A 21,265-nucleotide genomic window follows, 5' to 3' on the forward strand; every position below is an offset into this window, starting at 1 on the left:
GGAAAAGAAATGTATTTAAGTAGAACCTATCAGTCTTTGGAAGAGGTATTAGGAGGATTTAGGAGTGTTTTGATTCCATACTTGATATTGAATATCCTTTCGGATTTCATATCGGATTTAAATAAAAGAACGGTCTTTTTAATGAGACTTAATTTTTTCTTTATTTTTTTAATATGTCTGAGTAACTTACAGTTATTGTTTCATGTTGCGGACTTAGAAAAAGAGGGATTAGATAAAAACATATTCGTTTATCTCTACGTGGATAAAAACTTTGGGATGCTAATAACTATGATCCTATATAAATTTTATTTTTTAGTACCTGTTAATATTAATATTGCGGTTACGGGGACAATACTATTTTTCTCCTCGTTTATACTCTTTGGAAAGATAGCGGGAAATGTAGTTCGAAGAATACTTAAATATTATCTAAAGGAAAATCGTGAAAAACGAAAAAAAATAAGAAAATTAATAAAAGAGAAAAAAAGAATAAAGAAGCAAATTTTAGAAAAAGAAAAAAGTGAAAGAATAGAGGCTGAAAAGCAAAGTGTAATTGAAAAAACAGTTGAAAAGCAAAGAAAAGAAAGAATTTCACAGTTGAAAAACAAGATGGAGAGTAAGAAAAAAAGTTCCATAGAGAAACAGCTAAATATCAATGGAATAGACCTGATAGAAAAAAAAGAATTAAAAGAAGAAAAAATAGATGAAGAGAATAGAGTAGATGAGGTGACTGAAGGACAGTTGCACTTTAAATTTAAAACGGAAGAGGTGTAAAGATGATATTAGCTTCTAAATCTCCTAGAAGATTTGAAATTCTGAGTAATTTTGGGATAAAAAAAATAGAAGTAGTTGTTGCAGAAATAGAAGAAGTGAGTGACAAAGAAGACTTAGTTGAACAAGTAGTGGATATAGCGGTAAAAAAAGGAATAGAAATAGCAAAAAAATATCCTAATGAATTTGTAGTGTCAGCAGATACTGTGGTAATCTTAGATGGTAAAATATTGGGAAAACCGAAAGATTGTAGTGAGGCATTTTCGACACTTACCAGCTTATCTGGAAAGACTCATGAAGTTGTAACGGCTTATTCACTAATAAATAAAAGTAAGGAAATATTTATTTCGAGTTTTGATAAAACTGTTGTAAAATTTAAAAAGATATCAAAACAGGAGATAGATTGGTATATAGAAACAGGAGAACCAATGGATAAAGCAGGGTCTTATGGGATACAAGGTGTAGGAGCAGGAATACTGATTGATAGGATAGAGGGTGAATTTTATAATGTCATGGGATTTCCGATTTCGAAATTTGTAGATGACCTAAAAGAACACGGAATAAAAATACAAAACATAATAGAGTTGTAGGAGGATCAAATGTTAAAAATATTAAAGTTGACTAAAAATATGTTTGGGATTTTTTCGGAAGACCTGGGAATAGATTTAGGAACAGCAAATACATTGGTATGTGTGAAAAATAAAGGTGTAGTATTAAACGAACCATCAGTAGTATCTATAAATACAAGAACAAAAGATATAATTGCTGTAGGGGAAAAAGCAAAGAAAATGATAGGGAGAACTCCTGATAGTTGTGAAGCTATAAGACCCTTAAAAAATGGTGTAATAGCAGATTATGAAATAACGGAAAAGATGCTTCGTGAATTTTATAAAAGAGTTCACAAAAGAACTTTTTTAAGCAGCCCGAGAGTAGTAATATGTGTTCCTGCCGGAGTTTCTCAAGTAGAGAGAAGAGCAGTAATAGATGTAACGTTAGAAGCGGGAGCTAGGGAAGCTTATTTAATTGAGGAGCCTATGGCAGCAGCCATTGGAGTAGGGATAAATATTTTTGATCCTGAAGGGAATCTAATAGTAGATATAGGTGGTGGAACTACTGAGATAGCGGTAATTTCATTAGGTGGAATAGTAAGAACATCTTCATTGAAAGTCGCAGGAGATAAATTTGACGTAGCTATAGGAGAATATGTAAGACAGAGACACGACCTGCTCATAGGAGAGAAAACAGCAGAAGATATTAAAGTAAACATAGCTACTGCATTGGCAGGAGATGAAGAGGTAACTTATGAAATAAGTGGAAGAAATATCTTAAACGGGTTACCTAAAAATGTTATTATATCTTCATTGGAAGTGCAGGAAGCAATAATGCCTCTAATAAAGAAGATAGTTGAAGAGATAAAATTAGTCTTGGAGAAAACACCACCTGAGTTGTCAGCAGATATTAAGAGGAAGGGAATAATATTAACTGGTGGAGGAGCTGGAATTAGAGGCTTAGATCAAAAAATAGCAGAAAGTATTCAATTAGAGGTCAGACCCTCTGAGAATCCATTAAATTGTGTAGTGAACGGAATAGAGGTATTACTGCAAAATTTTGAGGAATATAAGAGTGTTTTGATATCTCCAGAGAAAGATTATTAAATAAAAGGGGAGGGGGCAGATGAAAAAAAATATACTACTTTTTTTCTTTCTAAATACCCTCCTTTTTTCGAGCAGTGAATTCATAACTTCCAATGGAGAGCTAAGTTTTAAATATAATGAAAAATATAACAAAATAACTAGATTCAACGGGGATATGGGGACCTATAAATCGGACATAGATAGTATCGAAGTTGGCTTATATTACAAGGGGGAACACTATCTTTTATCGGATTATATAATTTCTAAAAGATTTATTCCACAAACAAATATATTTGAAACTGTCGCTAAACTTCCATATGGAGAAATTAAAACTACCTACATCCCATCTATGGTAGATAAAAATTCATTCTATATCATAAATGACTATGACATAAAAAAAGGTGAAACATTGGAATTTTTATACCTTTTTAATATGTCAGATAGAAATGGAATAATCGAATATAAAAAAACAAAAGATTATTATAAATACAACGAAAATATTTATATAAAAAACCTTAAAAATTCAATGGCAGGATATATAGTGCCAGCCAGTGATTTAGAGGTAGTTAAATTAAAAAAAATAGAAAACTCAACTATAAAATACAGGGATCAAAGGATGATAATGTCCAGTAAAATAAGGTTAACGGATCGTGAAAAATCAGATATAGTGCAAATCAGATATAAAAAGGCACCCAATTTTTTATCTTTTGAAAGTTCTGAAAGACTTGTGTCTTTAGAAAAAACATATTGGAATGGATGGTTAAAACCGATACCCTCAAGTCTTGACAGGGCAACCCAAAAGATCATGGAGAGGTTCTTGATCTATCTAAAAACATCTACTGATGGATTTGACTACTATACAAATATAGGTTTAAGGGAAACCTCTAGAACAAAAGACGTACTTTATACGGCTATAACGTTTATAAAATATGGGTACCTTGATGATGCTGAGCAGATTTTAACTAGATTAATCAAGGAGGAAGAGGAGTTTTCTTATCTCAATAGATCAAAGCTGACCGCTGAAGAGGTCCAAGAGGCATACGTCTATCTGAGCTATTTAAAAGAATCAGATGATACTAAATTTTATGCTGAATATATAGAAAAAATTCGAAAGAAAATTGAAAAGATAGTAGAAGGGGTAGAAGAAGACCTTAATAAAAAAAATATATTAGAAAAAGGTTATGAGTTTAAAACTTACTACTATACCTATAATCTTTTGAAATTATATAGAGAGATAGACGGTGATAGAAAATATATTTCTATGGAAGAGACCTTAAAAAACTATCTATTTAAAAATTTTATATCAGGTGACGGTATAAAAAAATACGTATTGGATAGAAAAAAGACTTATTCTAAGTGGGAGTATCTGCTATTTTATGATAATATAGAAACAAAAAAAATGATAGACAAACTTTATAGTGATAGTATTTTTAAGAGATATCCTTATTTTAGCAGCAAAAAAAGTATAGACGTTGAAAAAAATTTAAGTTTACTAGGGGGATTTTACCTCAATAGTTTATCGAGATTTGGAGATATTAATCTATTACAACTCAATGAAGATATAGAAAAAAATGCTATGAAAATACCGAATAAAATTTATTTAAAAGGTGGAAAGAGATACGAAGTTAACGGTATTGACATATACCTCACATCTAAATACTTGAACACCGTTTATGATAGGAGAGAAGAATGAATAGGGAAAACCTGGGAAAAGAAATAGAAGCGATGTTATATTTAGCCTCAGAATTAGAAATAAAAGAATTGGCTAAATTTTATAATATAAATATGGAAAAGATGGTAGAATGCTTAGATGAACTAGGGGAAGAGAAAAAAAATTCTGGAATAAACTTAAAAATAGAAAAGGGGATGGTATATTTTGAAACTAACCCGAAGTATGGAGAAAGAGTTTATAATTTTTTCAATCAAGAGAGTAAACCTAAAAAATTATCTAGGGCAGCCATGGAAACCCTGTCTATAATAGCTTATAAACAGCCGGTAACGAAAAGTCATATTGAATCTATAAGAGGGGTAAGTGTAGAAAGAGTTATCCATAATTTAGAAGAAAAGGGACTGGTGTATTCTAGCGGAAAATTAGAAACAATAGGAAGACCTAATTTATATAGTACAACGGATAATTTTTTAAATTATTTGAATATAGAGAATTTAACAATGCTGCCGAATTATACAGAGATAAGGCAAGAGTTAGAGGCAACCAAAGATGAAAGTCAAAATTTAAAAATAGAAAATGAACTGTAAATTATATCAATCAGGATAAAAAAGTAATTGATTTTTAAATGTAGATATTGTTTGTAGAAAAACGGAGGAAAAAATGGAAAAAGTAAGATTAAATAAATACCTTGCATCTATAGGAATAGGGTCAAGGCGTGAGATAGATAAGATGGTAGAAGAAAAAAAAATAATGGTAAATGGTGAATATCCGAGTCCAGGAATTAAGGTAAATATCAAAGATAAAATATCAGTAGATGGAAGATTGATAGGAAAAACAAAAGAAAAAAAAGTATATTACCTTTTAAATAAACCTAAAAAAGTTATAAGTGCTGTAAAAGACGATAGAGGCAGAAGAACTGTAATAGATTTTGTAAAAACAAAGGAAAGAGTTTATCCAATAGGAAGATTGGACTATGATACAGAAGGAATGATCATATTAACTAATGATGGAGACCTTTATAATAAAGTAATCCACCCTAAAGGAGAAGTATATAAAAAATATTTAATACAGGCTGCGGGACATATTAAGAAAATAAATTTAGGACAGTTAAAGGCTGGAATAAAATTAGAAGATGGATTAACACTACCAGCTAAGGTAAGATTCTTGAAAGAAGAGGGGAGTACTACCTGGTTAACGGTTTCTATTAGAGAAGGGAGAAATCGTCAAGTTAGAAGGATGCTGGATGCGATTGGACACAGAGTTATAAGTTTAACTAGGGTAAAGATCGGGACACTTACTATGGGAGATTTAGAAGTAGGAAAGTATAGACACCTTACAAAAGAGGAAGTAAAGTATTTAAAAAATGTTTAGAAGGAGAGTTGAAAGTTGGAGGTAATTAAAATATTTATAAAGTTCGGTTTAGTAGGAGCCAGCGGCGTAATAGTAAACATGTTGATCTATACTGCCCTTATAACTTTGGATGTGAACTATCTTGTAGCTGCTACAATAGCTTTTTTATTTGCAGTGAGCAGTAATTTTTACTTAAATTTCATTTGGACATTTAAAGGTAAGGGAAAAGGTAAGAGTGTAAAGAAAAAATATTTACATTTTTTTGTAATAAGTTTATTAAATTTTATAATCAATTTATCTATCCTAAAGGTAGCAGTAGAATTTTTATCGGTAAATGAATTGACCTATGATATAATAACAAAATATGCAGGATCTAATCCTGATAAAATAATTAAGATAATAGCTCAAATAATTGGAATAGGAGTAGCTACATTTTTTAATTTTTTTGGGAATTACTTTATAACATTTCGAAAATAAAAGGAGAAATAAATGAAAAAAACATTGATAATTATACCTACGTATAATGAAAGTGAAAATGTTGAAAAATTATTGGAGATGATATATCAAGTTAAAAATGACCTGAATATATTGATAGTGGATGATAATTCTCCAGATAAAACCTATGAGATCATAGAAAGATTGATGGAAGAAAAATATAAAGATAGGTTATTTATCCATAAAAGAAGTGGTAAATTAGGGCTGGGAACAGCTTATATTGCTGGATTCAAATGGGCCTTAGAAAGAGACTATAACTATATATTTGAGATGGATGCTGATTTTTCTCATAATCCAAAGTATATACCTGAATTTTTAAAGGAGATAGAAACTCACGATCTAGTAATCGGGAGTAGATATGTGCCTGGAGGAGGGGTTGTAAACTGGGGTATCATAAGAAAGTTTATTAGTCGTGGAGGAAGTTTATATTCTAGGATAGTTTTAGGAGCTCCTATAAAAGACTTTACCGGGGGATTCAAATGCTTTAAAAGGGAAACTTTGGAAAATTTAAACTTAGATAAGATAGTATCTAATGGTTATTCTTTTCAAGTGGAATTAAACTATAAAGTGTGGCTAAAAGGAATGAAGATTAAAGAAACACCGATTATATTTGAAGACAGAACCTTAGGGAAGTCCAAAATGAGTAAAAAAATATTCTTAGAAGCTATATTAAAAGTGTTGTGGATGAGAGCTAATAAAAAGTTTTTAAAAGAAAATTAAAAAAATACAGACCTTATTTACCAAAGTAGAGGGGTCTAAACAAAATATGGAGGAAAAATATGGCATTAACTAGAGAAGACGTATTAAAAGTAGCAAAATTATCTATGTTGGAATTCAAGGAATCAGAAGTTATGGGTTTACAGAATCAACTAAATGATATTTTAGAGTTTGTTTCTAAATTAGATGAAGCGAATGTAGAAGGGATAGAGCCTATGACTCAGGTAAATGACATGTATAACTCATTTAGAGAAGATGTGGTGGTAGATTCTTTAACTAAGGAAGAAGCGGTGAAGAATGCTCCTGAAGAGATAGAGGGAACATTTGCAGTCCCTAGAACTGTTGGAGAAAATTAAGGAGAAACTTTATGATAAAAAATATATTAGATGATTTTAATAAAAAAAAATTCATGATATTTCTATTGGGAATTACCGTTTTAAGACTAGTTGTAGGTAGTTACTTGAACTTATCTGATGATGAGGCATATTATCTGTTATGGTCTAGAAATTTAGGGATGAGTTATTATGATCATCCGCCCTTTGTAGCTTATTTAATAAGGATGTGTACATTAATATTTGGGGAAAGTAATTTTTCTATTAGACTAGTATCGGTAGGGACAATATTTGCAACCAGTATTTATATTTACAAGATCTCCTACTATCTGTATAAGAGTGAGAAGATAGCTGGGATTTCAGGGTTGATATTTAACATATTGCCATTGTATTCATTTTTGTCTATAATGACCCTGCCGGATTCACCATTAATCTTACTATATACCATGGTCCTTTATTATTTTTTAAAAGTGATCTATGAAAAAGATAGTAGAGCCTGGTATATTATAGCTATATTGACAGGTTTGGGGTTACTCAGTAAATACAATATGTTTATGGTATACCCGAGTATATTTTTCTATCTATTACTCAGTAAGGAAAATAGATTTTGGCTCCTAAAAAAAGAGCCTTATATAGCATTTATTATATCGATACTTATGTTTACACCTGTTATCTACTGGAATTACTCCCATAATTGGGGATCGTTTGAGTTTCACTTAGAGGGACGACAGAGTAAAACATTTAGATTAAGGCCTACAAAGTTTTTTCAATTTGTAGGAGGACAGATAGGTGTAGTATCTCCTATCCTATTCTTTGGTCTATTTTTAAGTTCTATAAAAAACTTTAAAAAGCCAGACGTAAATATATTATTTTGGTTTGCATTGCCACTCATAGGAGTATTTACTTTTAGTTCACTGTCTAATAGCTCGAAAGTTCACTGGTTAGCTTGTGCTTATATACCAATGATAATAGTTTTTGTAAGATATGTTGAATTTAATAAGTTATGGCGGGTAGGGATTGGACTCAGTGCAAGTTTATCTCTAATCTTATACTTTGTAGCGACAACCCTTGTAGTTCCCTTAAAGCCAAAAGAAAATGCTTTGGCTGATATGCAGGGCTGGGATATGGCTGGTGCTAGAGTACAGCAGATATACGATGAATCGACAAAAGATGGTGAAGAATGGTTTTTATTTGGAGATAGATACCAGACATCTTCCCAATTAGCTGCTTATCTGCCGAAAAAAGAGTATGTCTATAATCTCAGTGGCGGGACAAGTCAATTTGATTATTGGAAAGATAGAGATGGAGTGATTGGAAAAAACGGGATCTTTGTAGCCCACTCATTTTACAACAGAAAACCAGAGGATAAATTCTTGTTTGACAAGGTAGAACTGGTAGACACAGTTGTATTTAAAAGATGGGGAAGGGTTCAAAGGGAATATTATATATATAAAGTGTATAATTTTAAAGGGAGAAAATAGTGGATAAAGAGACGTTAATGATAATAATAGTTATTTTAATAGCTATAGATGTATTGAGAGAGGGTTATTTGAAAGGGTTTGTAGGAGCTTTTTTAAGAAATCTTGTAAGATATAAAAAAACAGCTCTAGTAGGTTTAGTTATAACCATATTTACTATAGTTTATTTAGACCTTCCTGTAGCCAAACAGTTTTCCAATAAATATTATGATAAAACTTTACAGGGGATAGAAAATGGAGCTAGAACAGCAACACCTGAAGAGATTGTGATTTTACAACAAAAAGCTGAAGTGGAAAAAATTAGTAAAGAAAAATATTCAAAATATGAAAGATTTTTTGCTAATCAAGGAGATGGAGATACAACAGCAGGTACTGTAGTCGTATTGCTCCTCTTGGGAACTCTATTTAAGAATAAAAAATTAAGAAAAGTTTCTAAAGAAGCTCTTATGACAATAATCGCAGGAGGTCTCCTGGTAAATATATTAAAATATATAATATCCAGGTTGAGACCAGATGTGAATATGCTGCCCTATCAGTTTTTTAATTGGGCATCTTGGATAGGCGGAAATGAAAGTATAAACCCATTTAAAAGTGCAAGTGCTAGTCTGCCTTCAGGACATTCAATTGTCTCGGTGGCAGTAGCTTTTTCATTTTATTATGGATATAAAAATAAATTTATTAGAGTACTGGCTATAATTTATGCTGTAGTGTTAAGCTGCTCTAGAGTATATGGTACCAGACATTGGTTAAGCGATATCATCTCAGCAGGATTTTTAGGGGTGTTAGTAGCTAAAACAATATATGAAATAAATACAGAAAAAAAATAGTTCCTTTTTCCAATTAGACATTTGAAATTTTATTTATTTCTAATATTCGTCGTTATGGGAAAGTGCCAATAGGCCAAAGAGGTTAAAATATCAAGGAGGAGAAGATGTTATACAAACATACAGCAACAGAGCTAAGCGCTATGTTAAAAGCAAAAAAAATAACAACTGTAGAATTAATAAACGATATATTTGATAGGATTGAAAAAACAGAATCAAAACTTGGGAGTTTTACTCTGTTAAAAAAAGAAAGTGCTTTAGAAGAAGCGAAGAAAGTGGATGAAAAGATAGCTAGAGGGGAAGAATTATTACCATTAGAAGGTATTCCTATTGCCATAAAAGATAATATGGTATCTAAGGGAGATCTGACAACATCAGCGTCTAAGATCCTTTCAAATTATGAAGGGATCTATGATGCTACTGTAGTAAAGAGGTTAAAAGATGCAGGAGCAATAATAATAGGTAAAACTAATATGGATGAATTTGCAATGGGATCTACTACAAAATCATCTTACATAAAAGAAAGTAAAAATCCTTGGGATTTAGAGAGAACTCCAGGTGGATCTTCAGGTGGATCAGCTTCATCAGTTGGGGGAGGGCAAGTACCATTATCACTAGGGTCAGATACAGGTGGAAGTATAAGACAACCAGCTGCATTTTGTGGGTTAGTTGGATTGAAACCTACCTATGGAAGAGTATCTAGATATGGATTGATGGCTTTTGCTTCATCATTGGATCAAATAGGACCAATGGGTAGAAGTGTAGAAGACGTGGCAGCTTTATTTAATGTAATCGGTGGATATGATGAAATGGATGCTACATCTATGGAATTAGAGATGCCTGATTTTACAATGAATTTAGATGGTAATGTCAAAGGATTGAAGATAGGAATACCTAAGGAATACTTTATAGATGGATTAAACCCTGAGATAAAGAAGGTAACTGAAGAAGCTATTGAAAACTTTAGAAAATTAGGAGCAGAGATAGTACCGATCAGCTTACCTAATACAGAATTTGCTCCAGCAACTTATTATATAATTGCACCAGCAGAAGCTAGTTCAAACTTAGCTCGTTTTGACGGGGTAAGATATGGATATAGAGCCAGTAGTTATGATGGGATAGAAGATATGTACATCAAAACTAGAAGTGAAGGATTTGGTCCTGAAGTAAAGAGAAGGATTATGATAGGAACTTATGTACTTAGCGCTGGATATTATGATGCTTATTACAAAAAGGCTCAAAAAGTAAGAAGGCTCATTAAAAATGATTTTGAAAAGGCATTTAATGAGGTAGATGTAATTTTAACTCCTGCTACTCCTGGAACTTCTTTTAAATTAACGGATAAGAAAACACCTGTAGAGTTATATTTAGAGGATATATTCACAATTCCGGCAAACCTTTCTGGAATCCCAGGACTCGTTATTCCAGCAGGAAAGGTAGATAACCTTCCAGTAGGGGTACAGCTATTAGGAAAAGCCTTTGATGAGGCAACTATACTAAAAGCTGGAGATGCTTATGAAAAAGCATACACAAAAATGGAGATACCAGAGCTGTAAACCACTCTTACTTTTTATAATTAATCCCCTAAGGGAAATTCTGATAAGTGTAGATGGTAATAAAAAATAATAAAGAAGGAGAATATATATGGCTAGAGAATGGGAATCAGTAATTGGACTAGAGATACATTGCCAATTAGATACAAAAACAAAAGTATGGTGTGGATGTAGTAGTGACTACGATAACTCACCAGAAAATACACATACATGTCCAATATGTTTGGGACATCCTGGAGCACTACCAAAACTTAATAAAAAAGTGTTAGATTACGCAATCAAAGCAGGATTTGCATTAAATTGCGATATAAATAAAGAAAGTAAATTTGATAGAAAAAACTATTTCTATCCAGATACTCCTAAAAACTACCAAATAACTCAATTTGATCATCCATATGCTGAAGGTGGGCACATAGATATTAAATTATCTAATGGAGACGATAAGAGAATAGGAGTTACTAGAATCCATATAGAAGAAGATGCAGGAAAATCTATCCATGCAGGGGAAGAATCTTTTATAAACTTTAACAGAGCATCTATGCCTCTTATAGAGATTGTATCTGAACCAGATATGAGAAATTCAGAGGAAGCATACCGATATTTAAACTTGGTAAAAGATGCGTTGAAGTACACAAAAATTTCAGATGTTTCTATGGAATTAGGATCTCTTAGATGTGATGCTAACATATCTGTAATGCAGAAAGGAGCCAAAGAATTTGGTACAAGGGTAGAGGTAAAAAACCTGAACTCATTTAAAGGTGTAGCCCGTGCTATCGACTATGAGATCAGTAGACAAATAGAAGAAATAGAAAATGGTGGAGAAATCAACCAAGAAACTAGATTATGGGATGAAGAATCACAAGTAACTAGAGTGATGAGAAGTAAGGAAGAAGCTATGGACTATAGATTTTTCCCTGAACCAGACCTAGTAAGAATAGTAATCACAGATGAACAATTAGAAAGATTAGAAGGGGAAATGCCAGAATCTAAAATAGCTAAGATAGCAAGGTTTGTAACTGATTATAAGATCAGTGAAAATGATGCTGAGACACTATCTAATAGTATTGAATTAGCTGATTACTTTGAAAAAACGGTAGCTTCTTCTAACAATTCTAAACTTAGTTGTAACTGGATCTTAACAGAGGTACTTAGAGTTTTAAAAGATAATAATAAAACTATTGAGGAATTTTCTATCAATTCAGAGGAACTAGGAGAGATAATAAAATTAATCGATAAGGGAGCTATATCAAGTAAGATAGCTAAAAAATTATTTGAGATTAAATTAAATGATGAAAGATCTCCTATAAAAATAGTAGAAGATGAAAAAATGGCACAGGTAGCTGATACTTCTGAAATTGAAAAGATGGTAGTAGAAGTAGTAGCAAATAATCCTAAATTAGTAGAAGATTATAAAGTGGCTGATGAAGGAAGAAAACCAAGGGTTATAAAAGGACTTATGGGGCAAGTAATGAAAGCATCTAAAGGAAAAGCAAATCCTAAGATGGTTATGGATATATTAACAGAAAAATTATCATAAAAAAAAGAGCGGTATTTCGCTCTTTTTATGATATAAACAAAAGGAGTGTATAGGTGGAAAATAAAAGGAAGATAATAAGAATAATAAATCTACTTATAATTTTTCTGATAATATTATTCTTTTTACTCGATAAGATTACTGTTGCAGTGTCTTTACTTATAATTTTTTTATTCGGAAATACAGTTAGATTAGTCCTCAAAAGATCCAAAGGTATGGAACTATTTAATCAGAGAACATATTTATTTTCCTTTGTCATGATACTTTTTTTTGGTATTTTAGGTTTGAGATTAGTTCAAGTCCAACTGTTGAAACATGAAAAGTTTACAGATTTAGCAAAGCAGCAAAGTTATGGTAAATACTATCTCAATGGTAAAAGGGGAAAGATACTAGATTCTACAGGAAGGGAGTTAGCCTATGATGTAGATGTCTATAAAGTTATAATAGATCCAAAAAGATTTTACAAACTAAAAGAAAAAGATGAAATAGTAGGGGAACTAAAAAAAATACAGCCCTTTACTGTGAAAAATTTTAAAACTAAACTGAAAGACAGTTATAGTAAAAATAAAAGATATATAAAGATAATGAATAAGGTCAATGAGGTTGAAAAGAATAAAATTGACGAAATATTATCTAAATATAAGATCAAAGCTAATGAAATATATTTTGAACATTCAACTCAAAGAAAATATTTTTCTTATAATGAATTAGCACCGATAGTTGGATTTATGGGAGCTTATTCAGGGAAAGAGAGGAGAAAATTAGGAGCTTATGGGGTCGAAAGATACTATGACAAGTATTTAAAAAGTAATAAAATAGAAAAAAATGGGTATTATACTAATTTTAGAAACTTACTCCTCCCAACAGAGAAAAAAAATAATGATTTTTTAGAAAAAGATGGAAATAATGTACAGTTGACTATAGATTATTATATCCAATATATTTTAGATGATGAGATGCAAAAACAATTCAAAAAGGTAACTCCTAAATCAGCTGTAGGGATAATAATGGAACCTAATAGCGGGAAAATATTGGCTATGTCTAGTTATCCGAGAGCAAAGAATATAGCATACTTAAATAATAGAGCTATAAGATCGCAATATGAGATGGGGTCGATATTTAAACCTGTAATCATGGCTGCAGCATATGAGGAAGGGGTAATAAACGATAATACTAGACTTGATAATCCAAATGGGTATATTATGAGGTATGGTCATAAAATAAGAGATAGTGATTCCCATGGGGTAGGACAAATAAGTCCCCAGACAGTTATGAGAGTATCTAGTAATGTAGGGATGTCACTGATCTCAGAAAAGTTTGATTCGCCGACATTCGAAAAATATCTAAAGGAATTTAACCTGTATGAGAGAACAGGAATAGATACATTTGGAGAATTGGCTCCAAGACAACTTCCTTATAAAAGATGGGATGGGATGAAAAAATATACTATGTCCTATGGTCAGGGGATAGCTATAACGCCTCTTCAAATGATTGCAGCTTTATCTACCACTGTAAATGGTGGAATATATTATGAGCCTTACTTGGTAGAAAACATAAAAACTCCTGGAGGAGTGACAATCAAAAGAAATATCCCTAACCCTGAAAGGCGGGTTATTTCTGAAAAAACTTCTAAAAAGATAAGGGAGATGCTCAAGGAAACGGTGGAAAAAGGTACTGGTAGAAATGGTGGAATATCTGGATATTCTATTGGAGGAAAGACAGGGACAGCGCAGATAAGTGGTCGAGGAGGATATCTCAAACATGAGTATATGTCTTCATTTATGGGAATATTTCCAGCAGAAAATCCTAAATATATAATGCTGATTATGTTTGAAAAACCCAATGCAGAGAGTTACTGGAGAAAATTTGGTGCCTGGGTAGCTGCTCCAGTATTTAAGGATACCTTGGATAGAATATTGAAATATAAGGGGATAACTCCTGAAAATGTAGATATTTTAAAAGAGGGAAACTATACAAATACCCTATCTGAAAATTTAGATTTGGATATATTGCCGGATTTTAAAGGTACTGGTGTGAGGTTAGCCTTAATGATAGCCAATAAATATGGGATTGAGATAGTAATTGATGGTAAAGGGCAGGTAGTGCAGCAAGATCCTAAAGCAGGAACAAAGATTGAAGATGTAAAAAAAATAAAGATAAAATTAAGGTAGTGATATTATGAACTGTGTACTGTATGTAGAGGGAGTAGAAAATGGTTTTTACACCTACTCAGATAGAGAAAAAAAATATAAGGTTGGAGACCATGTTTGGATTAATTTCAGGAGAACTAAGAAAGTTGGGGTAGTTCTATGTGAAGACAGTTCGAGTGATCATGAGTTTAAAATAAGTGAAATTTTAGGCCAGGTGGAGGAACAGGTATCCTATTCGAAAGAGTTGATAGCTCTTTTTCTATGGATAAAAAATTATTATCTCTGTAATTTTGGGGATATTATAGGAGTATCAAGACCTAAAAATATAAAAATTTCATATAGCAAAAGAATTGTTTTCAATAAATCTATTATACCTATGGATGAAAATGAAAGGGAATTTATCGAGTATATCACTAAAAAACAGACAGCTGCTAAAACTACAATGGTACAAAAATTTGGTAAAAAACTACTGGATAAGTTTATAAAATCCAAAGTTGTATTAGAAAATAATACAATTAAAGAAAATAAGTATTTAAAAAATAAAGAAAATAGTATAAAATATAGATACAATAGAAAAAAATCACACCTGACTGCGGAGCAGGCAGAGGTAAAAAATAAAATACTAGAAGGTACTAAAAAATATTATCTTTTAAAAGGGATAACTGGTTCAGGGAAAACAGAGATATATATCGAACTTGTAAAGGATGCATTGGAGAAAGAGGGAGGAGCTATATTCTTAGTTCCAGAGATCTCTCTTACACCTCAAATGATAGACCGATTTAAAAAAGAATTCGATGAAATTGCGATTTTACACAGTAGACTAACAGCAAAGGACAGAGCCACTGAATGGAAAGATATTTATTCTGGTAAAAAAAGAGTTGTGTTAGGTGTGCGATCTGCAATATTTGCCCCTGTAAAAGATCTTAAATACATCATAATTGATGAGGAACATGAGGGTACCTATAAGCAGGATAGTAATCCTAGATACAATGCAAAATATGTGGCTATAAAAAGAGCTGAGATAGAGGGTGCCAAGGTGCTTTTAGGATCAGCTACACCATCTATAGAATCTTATTATCATGCCACCCAGGGAGTATTTCAATTATTGGAATTGAAAAAAAGATATGGGGAAGCAATCGAACCAAATATGAAATTAGTGGACATGAAGGGCGAAAAAAATGATTTTTTTAGTGAAGATCTAATAGATCATATGGGAGCAAGGCTGAGAAAAAATGAGCAGATAATGCTTCTCTTGAATAGAAAGGGGTATTCGACCTTTGTTCAATGCCATGAATGTGGGCATATAGAGACCTGTCCTCATTGCTCTATTTCACTTAGTTATTATAAAAAAGATGGCCTTTATAAGTGTAATTATTGTGAATATACTAAAAAATATTCCAATACTTGCAGTAATTGTAGGGAAAAATCACTGGAATTTTCAGGGAAAGGTACCGAGAGGGTAGAATCGGAGTTAAATGAACTCTTTGATCTTCCTATTTTACGTGTAGATTCAGAAACCACCAAGACGAGAGATTCACATAACAGAATATATTCTGATTTTTTAAATAAAAAATACAATATAATGGTAGGAACACAGATGATATCTAAAGGATTTCATTTTCCAGAGGTAACTCTTGTAGGAATAATAAATTCTGATAGTATATTAAATTTTCCAGATTTTAGAGCTGGAGAAAAGACTTTTCAACTGGTTAGTCAGGCAGCAGGCCGGGCAGGGCGAGCCGAAAAAAAAGGTGAAGTTATAGTCCAGACATATCAACCTGATAACTACGTAATTCAAAAGATTATAAATAATGATTACCAGGGATTTTATGAAGAGGAAATAGAGAATAGAAAGATTCTTAGCTACCCTCCGTTTTCTCGGATAATAAATGTTATTATATCCTCAAAAGAAGAGGATGGATTGGAAGAATACAGTAATAAGTTCTATAAGGAAATACAAAAGGATACTTTAGAGATGTATGGACCTATGGCTCCTCCAATCTACAAGATGGGTGGAAATTATAGGAGTCAGATATTTATAAAGGGAAGCCGTCACGAGATAAATAAATTAAAGGGAAATATAGCAGAAACTGTGCTAAAATTTAAAAACAACGATAAAAAAAACAAATACAGGATAATAGTGGATGTAGATCCGATAAATTTAATGTAAGAGGTGGAAAATGATTTACGAAATAAGAACATATGGAGATCCAGTACTTAGGGATAAAAACAAAAATGTAGAAGAAATTGATGATGACATCAGAGAAATATTGGACGGTATGGTAGAAACTATGAGGGACATAAGCGGGATAGGATTAGCTGCTCCCCAGGTAGGGATCAACCTTAGAATGTTTGTAGTAGAAGCAGAGGAAGGAGTAGTTAAAAAAGTAATAAATCCTGAATTTTTAGAATACTCTAAACATTGTGTAGACCACGAGGAAGGCTGCCTTAGTGTTCCTGGAATACATAAGAAGGTAAAGAGACCAGAAAGTTTAAAAGTAAGATATTTAAATGAAAATAGTGAAAGTGTAGAAGAGGAATTAGATGAGCTTTGGGCTCGTGCATTCCAACATGAAAACGATCATTTAGAGGGGATTTTATTTGTGGATAAGATAGCACCTGTAGCTAAAAGATTGGTAAGTAAAAAATTATTGAGCATGAAAAAAGAAACGTTGAAAAAATTAGGAAAATAAAGGGTTACAGAAGGAGATATAGTTGATATACGAGATAAAAACATATGGAGATTCTGCTTTAAGAGGTGAAAATAAAAATATAGAAGAAGTAGATGATAGCATAAAGGAAATTTTAGATAGTATGGTAGAAACTATGAGAAATATAAATGGTGTAGGGTTAGCAGCTCCTCAAGTAGGAATTAATCTTAAAATGTTTGTTATGGAAGCGGAAGAAGGGATAATAAGAAAAATAATAAATCCTGAATTTATTCAATATTCTGAAATACAAATTGATCATGAGGAAGGCTGTCTAAGTGTACCAGGAATTTATAAAAAAGTGAAAAGACCAGAAAGTTTAAAAGTAAGATATTTAAATGAAAATGGTGAAAGTATAGAAGAGGAGCTAGGTGAATCGTGGGCTCGTGTATTCCAACATGAAAGCGATCATTTAGAGGGGATTTTATTTGTGGATAAGATAGCACCTGTAGCTAAAAGATTGGTAAGTAAAAAATTATTGAGCATGAAAAAAGAAACGTTGAAAAAATTAGGAAAATAAAGGATCATAGAAGGAGATATAATTTGAGAATATTATTTATGGGAACACCTGAATTTGCATTAAATTCACTTAAAACACTAGATGAAAATCATGATGTTATTGGGATTTTTACTAAGATAGATAAACCTAATAGCAGAGGAAAAAAAATAAAGTTTAACCCGATTAAACAATATGGATTAGATAATGAGATAACTGTATATCAGCCTAATTCAGTAAAGACAAAGGAAACAATAGAATTAGTAAAAGAATTAAATCCAGATCTTATCGTAGTGGTAGCTTATGGTAAGATATTACCGCAGGAATTGATAGATATCCCTAAAAAAGGAATAATTAATGTTCACTCATCCCTTTTGCCTAAATATAGAGGGGCTGCTCCAATCCATGCTGCCATAATAAATGGTGAGAAAGAAAGTGGAGTTACTATAATGGATATAGTACAAGAATTGGATGCCGGGGATATAATATTACAGGCTAAAACACCGATAGATGAAATGGATACATTAGAGGACCTACACGACAGATTAGCTGTAATAGGAAGCGAAGCGTTGTTGAAGGCTGTAAACATGATAGAAAGCGGAGTAGCTACTAGAACTCCTCAGGATGAAACAAAGGTAACTTTTGTTAAACCTATAAAAAAAGAGGAATGTGAGATACATTGGGATCATTCTATGGAAAGAATATATAATTTTATAAGGGGATTAAACCCGTTTCCATCAGCATATTCATTCTGTAATGAAAAATTATACAAGATCTATTTTGTAGAAAAATATGACAGAGTTTATGATGGTGAACTTGGAGAAGTAGTGGACCTGGTTAAAGGAAAGGGTCCGGTTATAAAGGTATTAGATGGAAGTTTAATAATAACCAGTATAAAACCTGAAAATAAAAGGAAAATGACTGGAGCAGACTTAGTAAATGGAAACTATATAAAAATGGGGGAAAAATTTAGTATAGGCAGTAAAGTAATTCAATTATAGGGGGAAACAAGTGATTATAAAAGAAAAAAGAAATGGTATATCCTCAAGGGTAATAGAGAGATTGACTAAATATTTGAGATGTTTAGAAAATTTATCACCTGAAGATTATATATCTTCAGAGGAACTAGCAGTTAAAATGGGATTCACCGCAGCTCAGATTAGGAAAGACTTATCTAATTTTGGTGAATTTGGTATAAGAGGAAAAGGTTATCAAATCAGAACTCTTTACAGCGACATTGAAAGAATATTAGGAGTACACAAAACAAACAATATAATAGTTATAGGAGCGGGAAGACTTGGTGGAGCATTGGTATCAGAGCCCGAGTTCACAAAAGAAAGCTTCAATATAATAGGAGTATTTGATAATTCTGACACTAAGATTGGAACTGAAATGAAAGGAATTAAGATCAGAGATGTAAAGGAAATTCCATACTTTTTACAATCTAAAGACAGAGTGGATGTAGCGATATTAACAGTGCCTAAAAAAGTAGCACAGCAAATGGCTGTAGTATTGGTGGAATCAGGGGTAAAATCAATTTTAAATTTTGCACCAATAAACTTAGAGGTACCGGATCATATAGCGGTACAAAATATAGATCTATATGCAAAGTTACAGGAATTAAATTACTGGAAGGAGCAGCTAATAAATAATGACTAAAATAATAGATGGTAAAAAGATATCAGCGAATATTAAAGAAGAGATAAAGTTAGAGGTAGAGAGAATAACTGAGGGTGGCCAACGAGCACCAGGATTAGCGGTAGTTATTGTAGGAGAAAATCCTGCCTCAAAAGTTTATGTGAACTCAAAAGTAAAAACATGTGGTGCTTTAGGCATATATTCTGAAAAATATAATTTGGATTCTGAAATTACAGAGTCTGAACTTTTAAAATTAATTGAAGAATTAAATGATAAAGAGGAAATAGACGGGATATTAGTTCAACTGCCACTGCCCAAACATATAGACGAAGATAAAATAATAGAAGCAATAAAACCAAATAAGGATGTAGATGGATTTCACCCTATAAACTTAGGTAAATTAGTTATAGGAAAGAATGGGTTTAAATCTTGCACTCCATATGGTATTATGGAGTTGTTAAAAAGATATGAGCTAGATTTGAATGGTAAAGATGTAGTGATAGTAGGCAGAAGTAACATAGTTGGAAAACCATTGTCGATTATGCTGACCAATAAAAATGCAACTGTAACTCTATGCCACAGTAGAACAAAGAATTTAGCGGAAAAAACTTTGAATGCTGATATAGTGATAGTTGCTATAGGAAGGGAAAAGTTTTTGACTGAAGATATGGTCAAAGAAGGAAGTATAGTAATAGATGTAGGTATCAATAGAAATAAGTTAGGTAAACTATGTGGAGATGTAGATTTTGAGAATGTATCTAAAAAAACATCATTAATAACACCTGTACCAGGTGGAGTAGGACCTATGACAATAGCGATGCTTATGAAAAATACAGTAAAATCAAGAGTGGAAAAAATATAAATTAATGGGGTGGGGACATGGTAAACGAATCAAGAGAATTTTTTATAGTAGATAAGAGAATCTTACCTAATTCAATTCAAAATGTAATTAAGGTAAATGAAATAGTTCAAAAAGAAGGAATTTCAAAGTATGAAGCGATAAAAAGAGTTGGAATAAGTAGAAGTACATATTATAAGTATAAGGATTTTATTAAACCTTTCTTTGAAAGTGGAAAAGATACTGTATTTAATATAAATATGGCACTTCATGATGAACCTGGAACTTTATCTAGAATCTTAGATGTAATAGCAAGTTCAGGGGTAAACATTCTTACAATAACTCAAAACATACCTATTGATGGGATTGCAAGGGTAACGTTAGCACTTAAAACTAGTGCAGATACACTAAGAAATATAGAGACTATGTTGGAAAAAATAACTGAACAAACAGGTGTCAGTGAGATAAGAATAATAGGGAATAACTAGAATTTATTCTATAATAAAATGAAAAAATAAAAATATAAGGGTAATGCCTTGTGCTTATCCCAGAATAGCAGGAGGAAATATGAAAATAGACGTTAAAGCTATAAAGGAATTATCTGAAAATATAGAGAAATACGGATTAGAGGAAATAACTTTAGAGAGTGAAGGAACTAAAATCTCTCTAAAAAGAGAAATCGAAAAAGAGGTTGTAACACAAGTGGCGGCTGAGCCTAGAGTTGTGGCAGCAGCTCCTAAAAAGGTTAAAAAAGCGAAAGCAAAAGAGGTAGAAACAAAGAATCATGATTCTATTAAATCACCTATGGTAGGAACATTTTATGGTGCGCCATCTCCAGATGCAGACACATTTGTAAAAGAAGGGCAAATTGTAGAAGTTGGAGATATCCTATGTATCGTAGAAGCTATGAAGCTTATGAATGAAGTAAAGGCAGAAAAAAAATGTAGAATAGTGAAATCACTTTTAACTGATGGAGCACCTGTAACTAAGGGAGCCGACCTATTCTTAGTAGAAGAAGTATAAAAATAATCATATAAAAAAGGTGAAAGGCAGGTGTCTTTCATCTTTTTATATGTTAGAA

Annotated in this window: 22 protein-coding genes; all 22 read left to right on the forward strand. The window is 32.0% G+C overall.

Annotated features, from left to right (window positions below):
* The first annotated feature begins 9 nt into the window (after positions 1-9).
* On the forward strand, positions 10-771 hold the full coding sequence (locus K337_RS0104945) for a cell envelope integrity protein TolA (RefSeq protein ID WP_156877314.1): 762 nt from the start codon (positions 10-12) through the stop codon (positions 769-771).
* A 2-nt stretch (positions 772-773) separates the two neighbouring features.
* On the forward strand, positions 774-1,358 hold the full coding sequence (locus K337_RS0104950; RefSeq protein WP_028855624.1) for a Maf family protein: 585 nt from the start codon (positions 774-776) through the stop codon (positions 1,356-1,358).
* Between the two features lie 9 nt (positions 1,359-1,367).
* The gene (mreB, locus tag K337_RS0104955) at positions 1,368-2,423 is read left to right on the forward strand and encodes a rod shape-determining protein (protein WP_037029171.1); all 1,056 of its coding nucleotides are present in this window, start codon (positions 1,368-1,370) and stop codon (positions 2,421-2,423) included.
* 19 nt (positions 2,424-2,442) lie between these two features.
* Complete coding sequence (locus K337_RS0104960) at positions 2,443-4,095, forward strand: hypothetical protein (protein ID WP_028855626.1); 1,653 nt, start codon at positions 2,443-2,445, stop codon at positions 4,093-4,095.
* Positions 4,092-4,658 (forward strand): SMC-Scp complex subunit ScpB, encoded by a 567-nt coding sequence (scpB, locus tag K337_RS0104965; RefSeq protein ID WP_028855627.1) that lies wholly within the window; start codon positions 4,092-4,094, stop codon positions 4,656-4,658. The genes K337_RS0104960 and scpB overlap by 4 nt, the downstream gene beginning before the upstream one ends.
* A gap of 73 nt (positions 4,659-4,731) precedes the next feature.
* On the forward strand, positions 4,732-5,442 hold the full coding sequence (locus K337_RS0104970; RefSeq protein WP_028855628.1) for a pseudouridine synthase: 711 nt from the start codon (positions 4,732-4,734) through the stop codon (positions 5,440-5,442).
* Positions 5,443-5,457: 15 nt separating this feature from the next.
* The gene (locus tag K337_RS0104975; RefSeq protein ID WP_028855629.1) at positions 5,458-5,898 is read left to right on the forward strand and encodes a GtrA family protein; all 441 of its coding nucleotides are present in this window, start codon (positions 5,458-5,460) and stop codon (positions 5,896-5,898) included.
* A gap of 12 nt (positions 5,899-5,910) precedes the next feature.
* On the forward strand, positions 5,911-6,636 hold the full coding sequence (locus K337_RS0104980) for a polyprenol monophosphomannose synthase (RefSeq protein WP_028855630.1): 726 nt from the start codon (positions 5,911-5,913) through the stop codon (positions 6,634-6,636).
* Between the two features lie 59 nt (positions 6,637-6,695).
* Positions 6,696-6,989, forward strand: a complete 294-nt coding sequence (gatC, locus tag K337_RS0104985; protein ID WP_028855631.1) for an Asp-tRNA(Asn)/Glu-tRNA(Gln) amidotransferase subunit GatC — start codon at positions 6,696-6,698, stop codon at positions 6,987-6,989.
* An 11-nt stretch (positions 6,990-7,000) separates the two neighbouring features.
* Positions 7,001-8,446, forward strand: a complete 1,446-nt coding sequence (locus tag K337_RS0104990) for an ArnT family glycosyltransferase (RefSeq protein ID WP_028855632.1) — start codon at positions 7,001-7,003, stop codon at positions 8,444-8,446.
* Positions 8,446-9,270 carry a phosphatase PAP2 family protein gene (locus tag K337_RS0104995; RefSeq protein WP_028855633.1) on the forward strand — a complete coding sequence of 275 codons (825 nt, stop codon included), beginning with the start codon at positions 8,446-8,448 and terminating at the stop codon, positions 9,268-9,270. Before K337_RS0104990 ends, K337_RS0104995 begins: the two co-directional genes overlap by 1 nt.
* Before the next feature lie 104 nt (positions 9,271-9,374).
* The gene (gatA, locus tag K337_RS0105000; RefSeq protein ID WP_037029173.1) at positions 9,375-10,823 is read left to right on the forward strand and encodes an Asp-tRNA(Asn)/Glu-tRNA(Gln) amidotransferase subunit GatA; all 1,449 of its coding nucleotides are present in this window, start codon (positions 9,375-9,377) and stop codon (positions 10,821-10,823) included.
* An 88-nt stretch (positions 10,824-10,911) separates the two neighbouring features.
* Complete coding sequence (gene gatB / locus K337_RS0105005; RefSeq protein ID WP_028855635.1) at positions 10,912-12,357, forward strand: Asp-tRNA(Asn)/Glu-tRNA(Gln) amidotransferase subunit GatB; 1,446 nt, start codon at positions 10,912-10,914, stop codon at positions 12,355-12,357.
* A gap of 53 nt (positions 12,358-12,410) precedes the next feature.
* Positions 12,411-14,525 carry a penicillin-binding protein gene (locus K337_RS0105010; protein ID WP_037029175.1) on the forward strand — a complete coding sequence of 705 codons (2,115 nt, stop codon included), beginning with the start codon at positions 12,411-12,413 and terminating at the stop codon, positions 14,523-14,525.
* Positions 14,526-14,532: 7 nt separating this feature from the next.
* A complete protein-coding gene (gene priA / locus K337_RS0105015) occupies positions 14,533-16,674 on the forward strand; it encodes a replication restart helicase PriA (RefSeq protein WP_037029177.1) in 2,142 nt (713 codons plus the stop codon).
* 10 nt (positions 16,675-16,684) lie between these two features.
* Positions 16,685-17,197 carry a peptide deformylase gene (gene def / locus K337_RS0105020; protein ID WP_028855638.1) on the forward strand — a complete coding sequence of 171 codons (513 nt, stop codon included), beginning with the start codon at positions 16,685-16,687 and terminating at the stop codon, positions 17,195-17,197.
* A gap of 22 nt (positions 17,198-17,219) precedes the next feature.
* Positions 17,220-17,732: a peptide deformylase gene (gene def, locus K337_RS0105025; protein ID WP_028855639.1), complete on the forward strand. Its 513-nt coding sequence runs from the start codon at positions 17,220-17,222 to the stop codon at positions 17,730-17,732.
* A gap of 23 nt (positions 17,733-17,755) precedes the next feature.
* Positions 17,756-18,709 carry a methionyl-tRNA formyltransferase gene (fmt, locus tag K337_RS0105030; RefSeq protein WP_028855640.1) on the forward strand — a complete coding sequence of 318 codons (954 nt, stop codon included), beginning with the start codon at positions 17,756-17,758 and terminating at the stop codon, positions 18,707-18,709.
* A gap of 10 nt (positions 18,710-18,719) precedes the next feature.
* Positions 18,720-19,367, forward strand: a complete 648-nt coding sequence (locus tag K337_RS0105035) for a redox-sensing transcriptional repressor Rex (protein WP_028855641.1) — start codon at positions 18,720-18,722, stop codon at positions 19,365-19,367.
* The gene (gene folD, locus K337_RS0105040) at positions 19,360-20,208 is read left to right on the forward strand and encodes a bifunctional methylenetetrahydrofolate dehydrogenase/methenyltetrahydrofolate cyclohydrolase FolD (RefSeq protein WP_028855642.1); all 849 of its coding nucleotides are present in this window, start codon (positions 19,360-19,362) and stop codon (positions 20,206-20,208) included. The genes K337_RS0105035 and folD overlap by 8 nt, the downstream gene beginning before the upstream one ends.
* A 17-nt stretch (positions 20,209-20,225) precedes the next feature.
* The gene (locus tag K337_RS0105045) at positions 20,226-20,672 is read left to right on the forward strand and encodes an ACT domain-containing protein (protein ID WP_028855643.1); all 447 of its coding nucleotides are present in this window, start codon (positions 20,226-20,228) and stop codon (positions 20,670-20,672) included.
* A gap of 79 nt (positions 20,673-20,751) precedes the next feature.
* Positions 20,752-21,207: an acetyl-CoA carboxylase biotin carboxyl carrier protein gene (accB, locus tag K337_RS0105050; RefSeq protein ID WP_028855644.1), complete on the forward strand. Its 456-nt coding sequence runs from the start codon at positions 20,752-20,754 to the stop codon at positions 21,205-21,207.
* The last annotated feature ends 58 nt before the right edge of the window (positions 21,208-21,265 follow it).

The organism is Psychrilyobacter atlanticus DSM 19335 (genome assembly GCF_000426625.1).
Taxonomy (GTDB): Bacteria; Fusobacteriota; Fusobacteriia; order Fusobacteriales; family Fusobacteriaceae; genus Psychrilyobacter; species Psychrilyobacter atlanticus.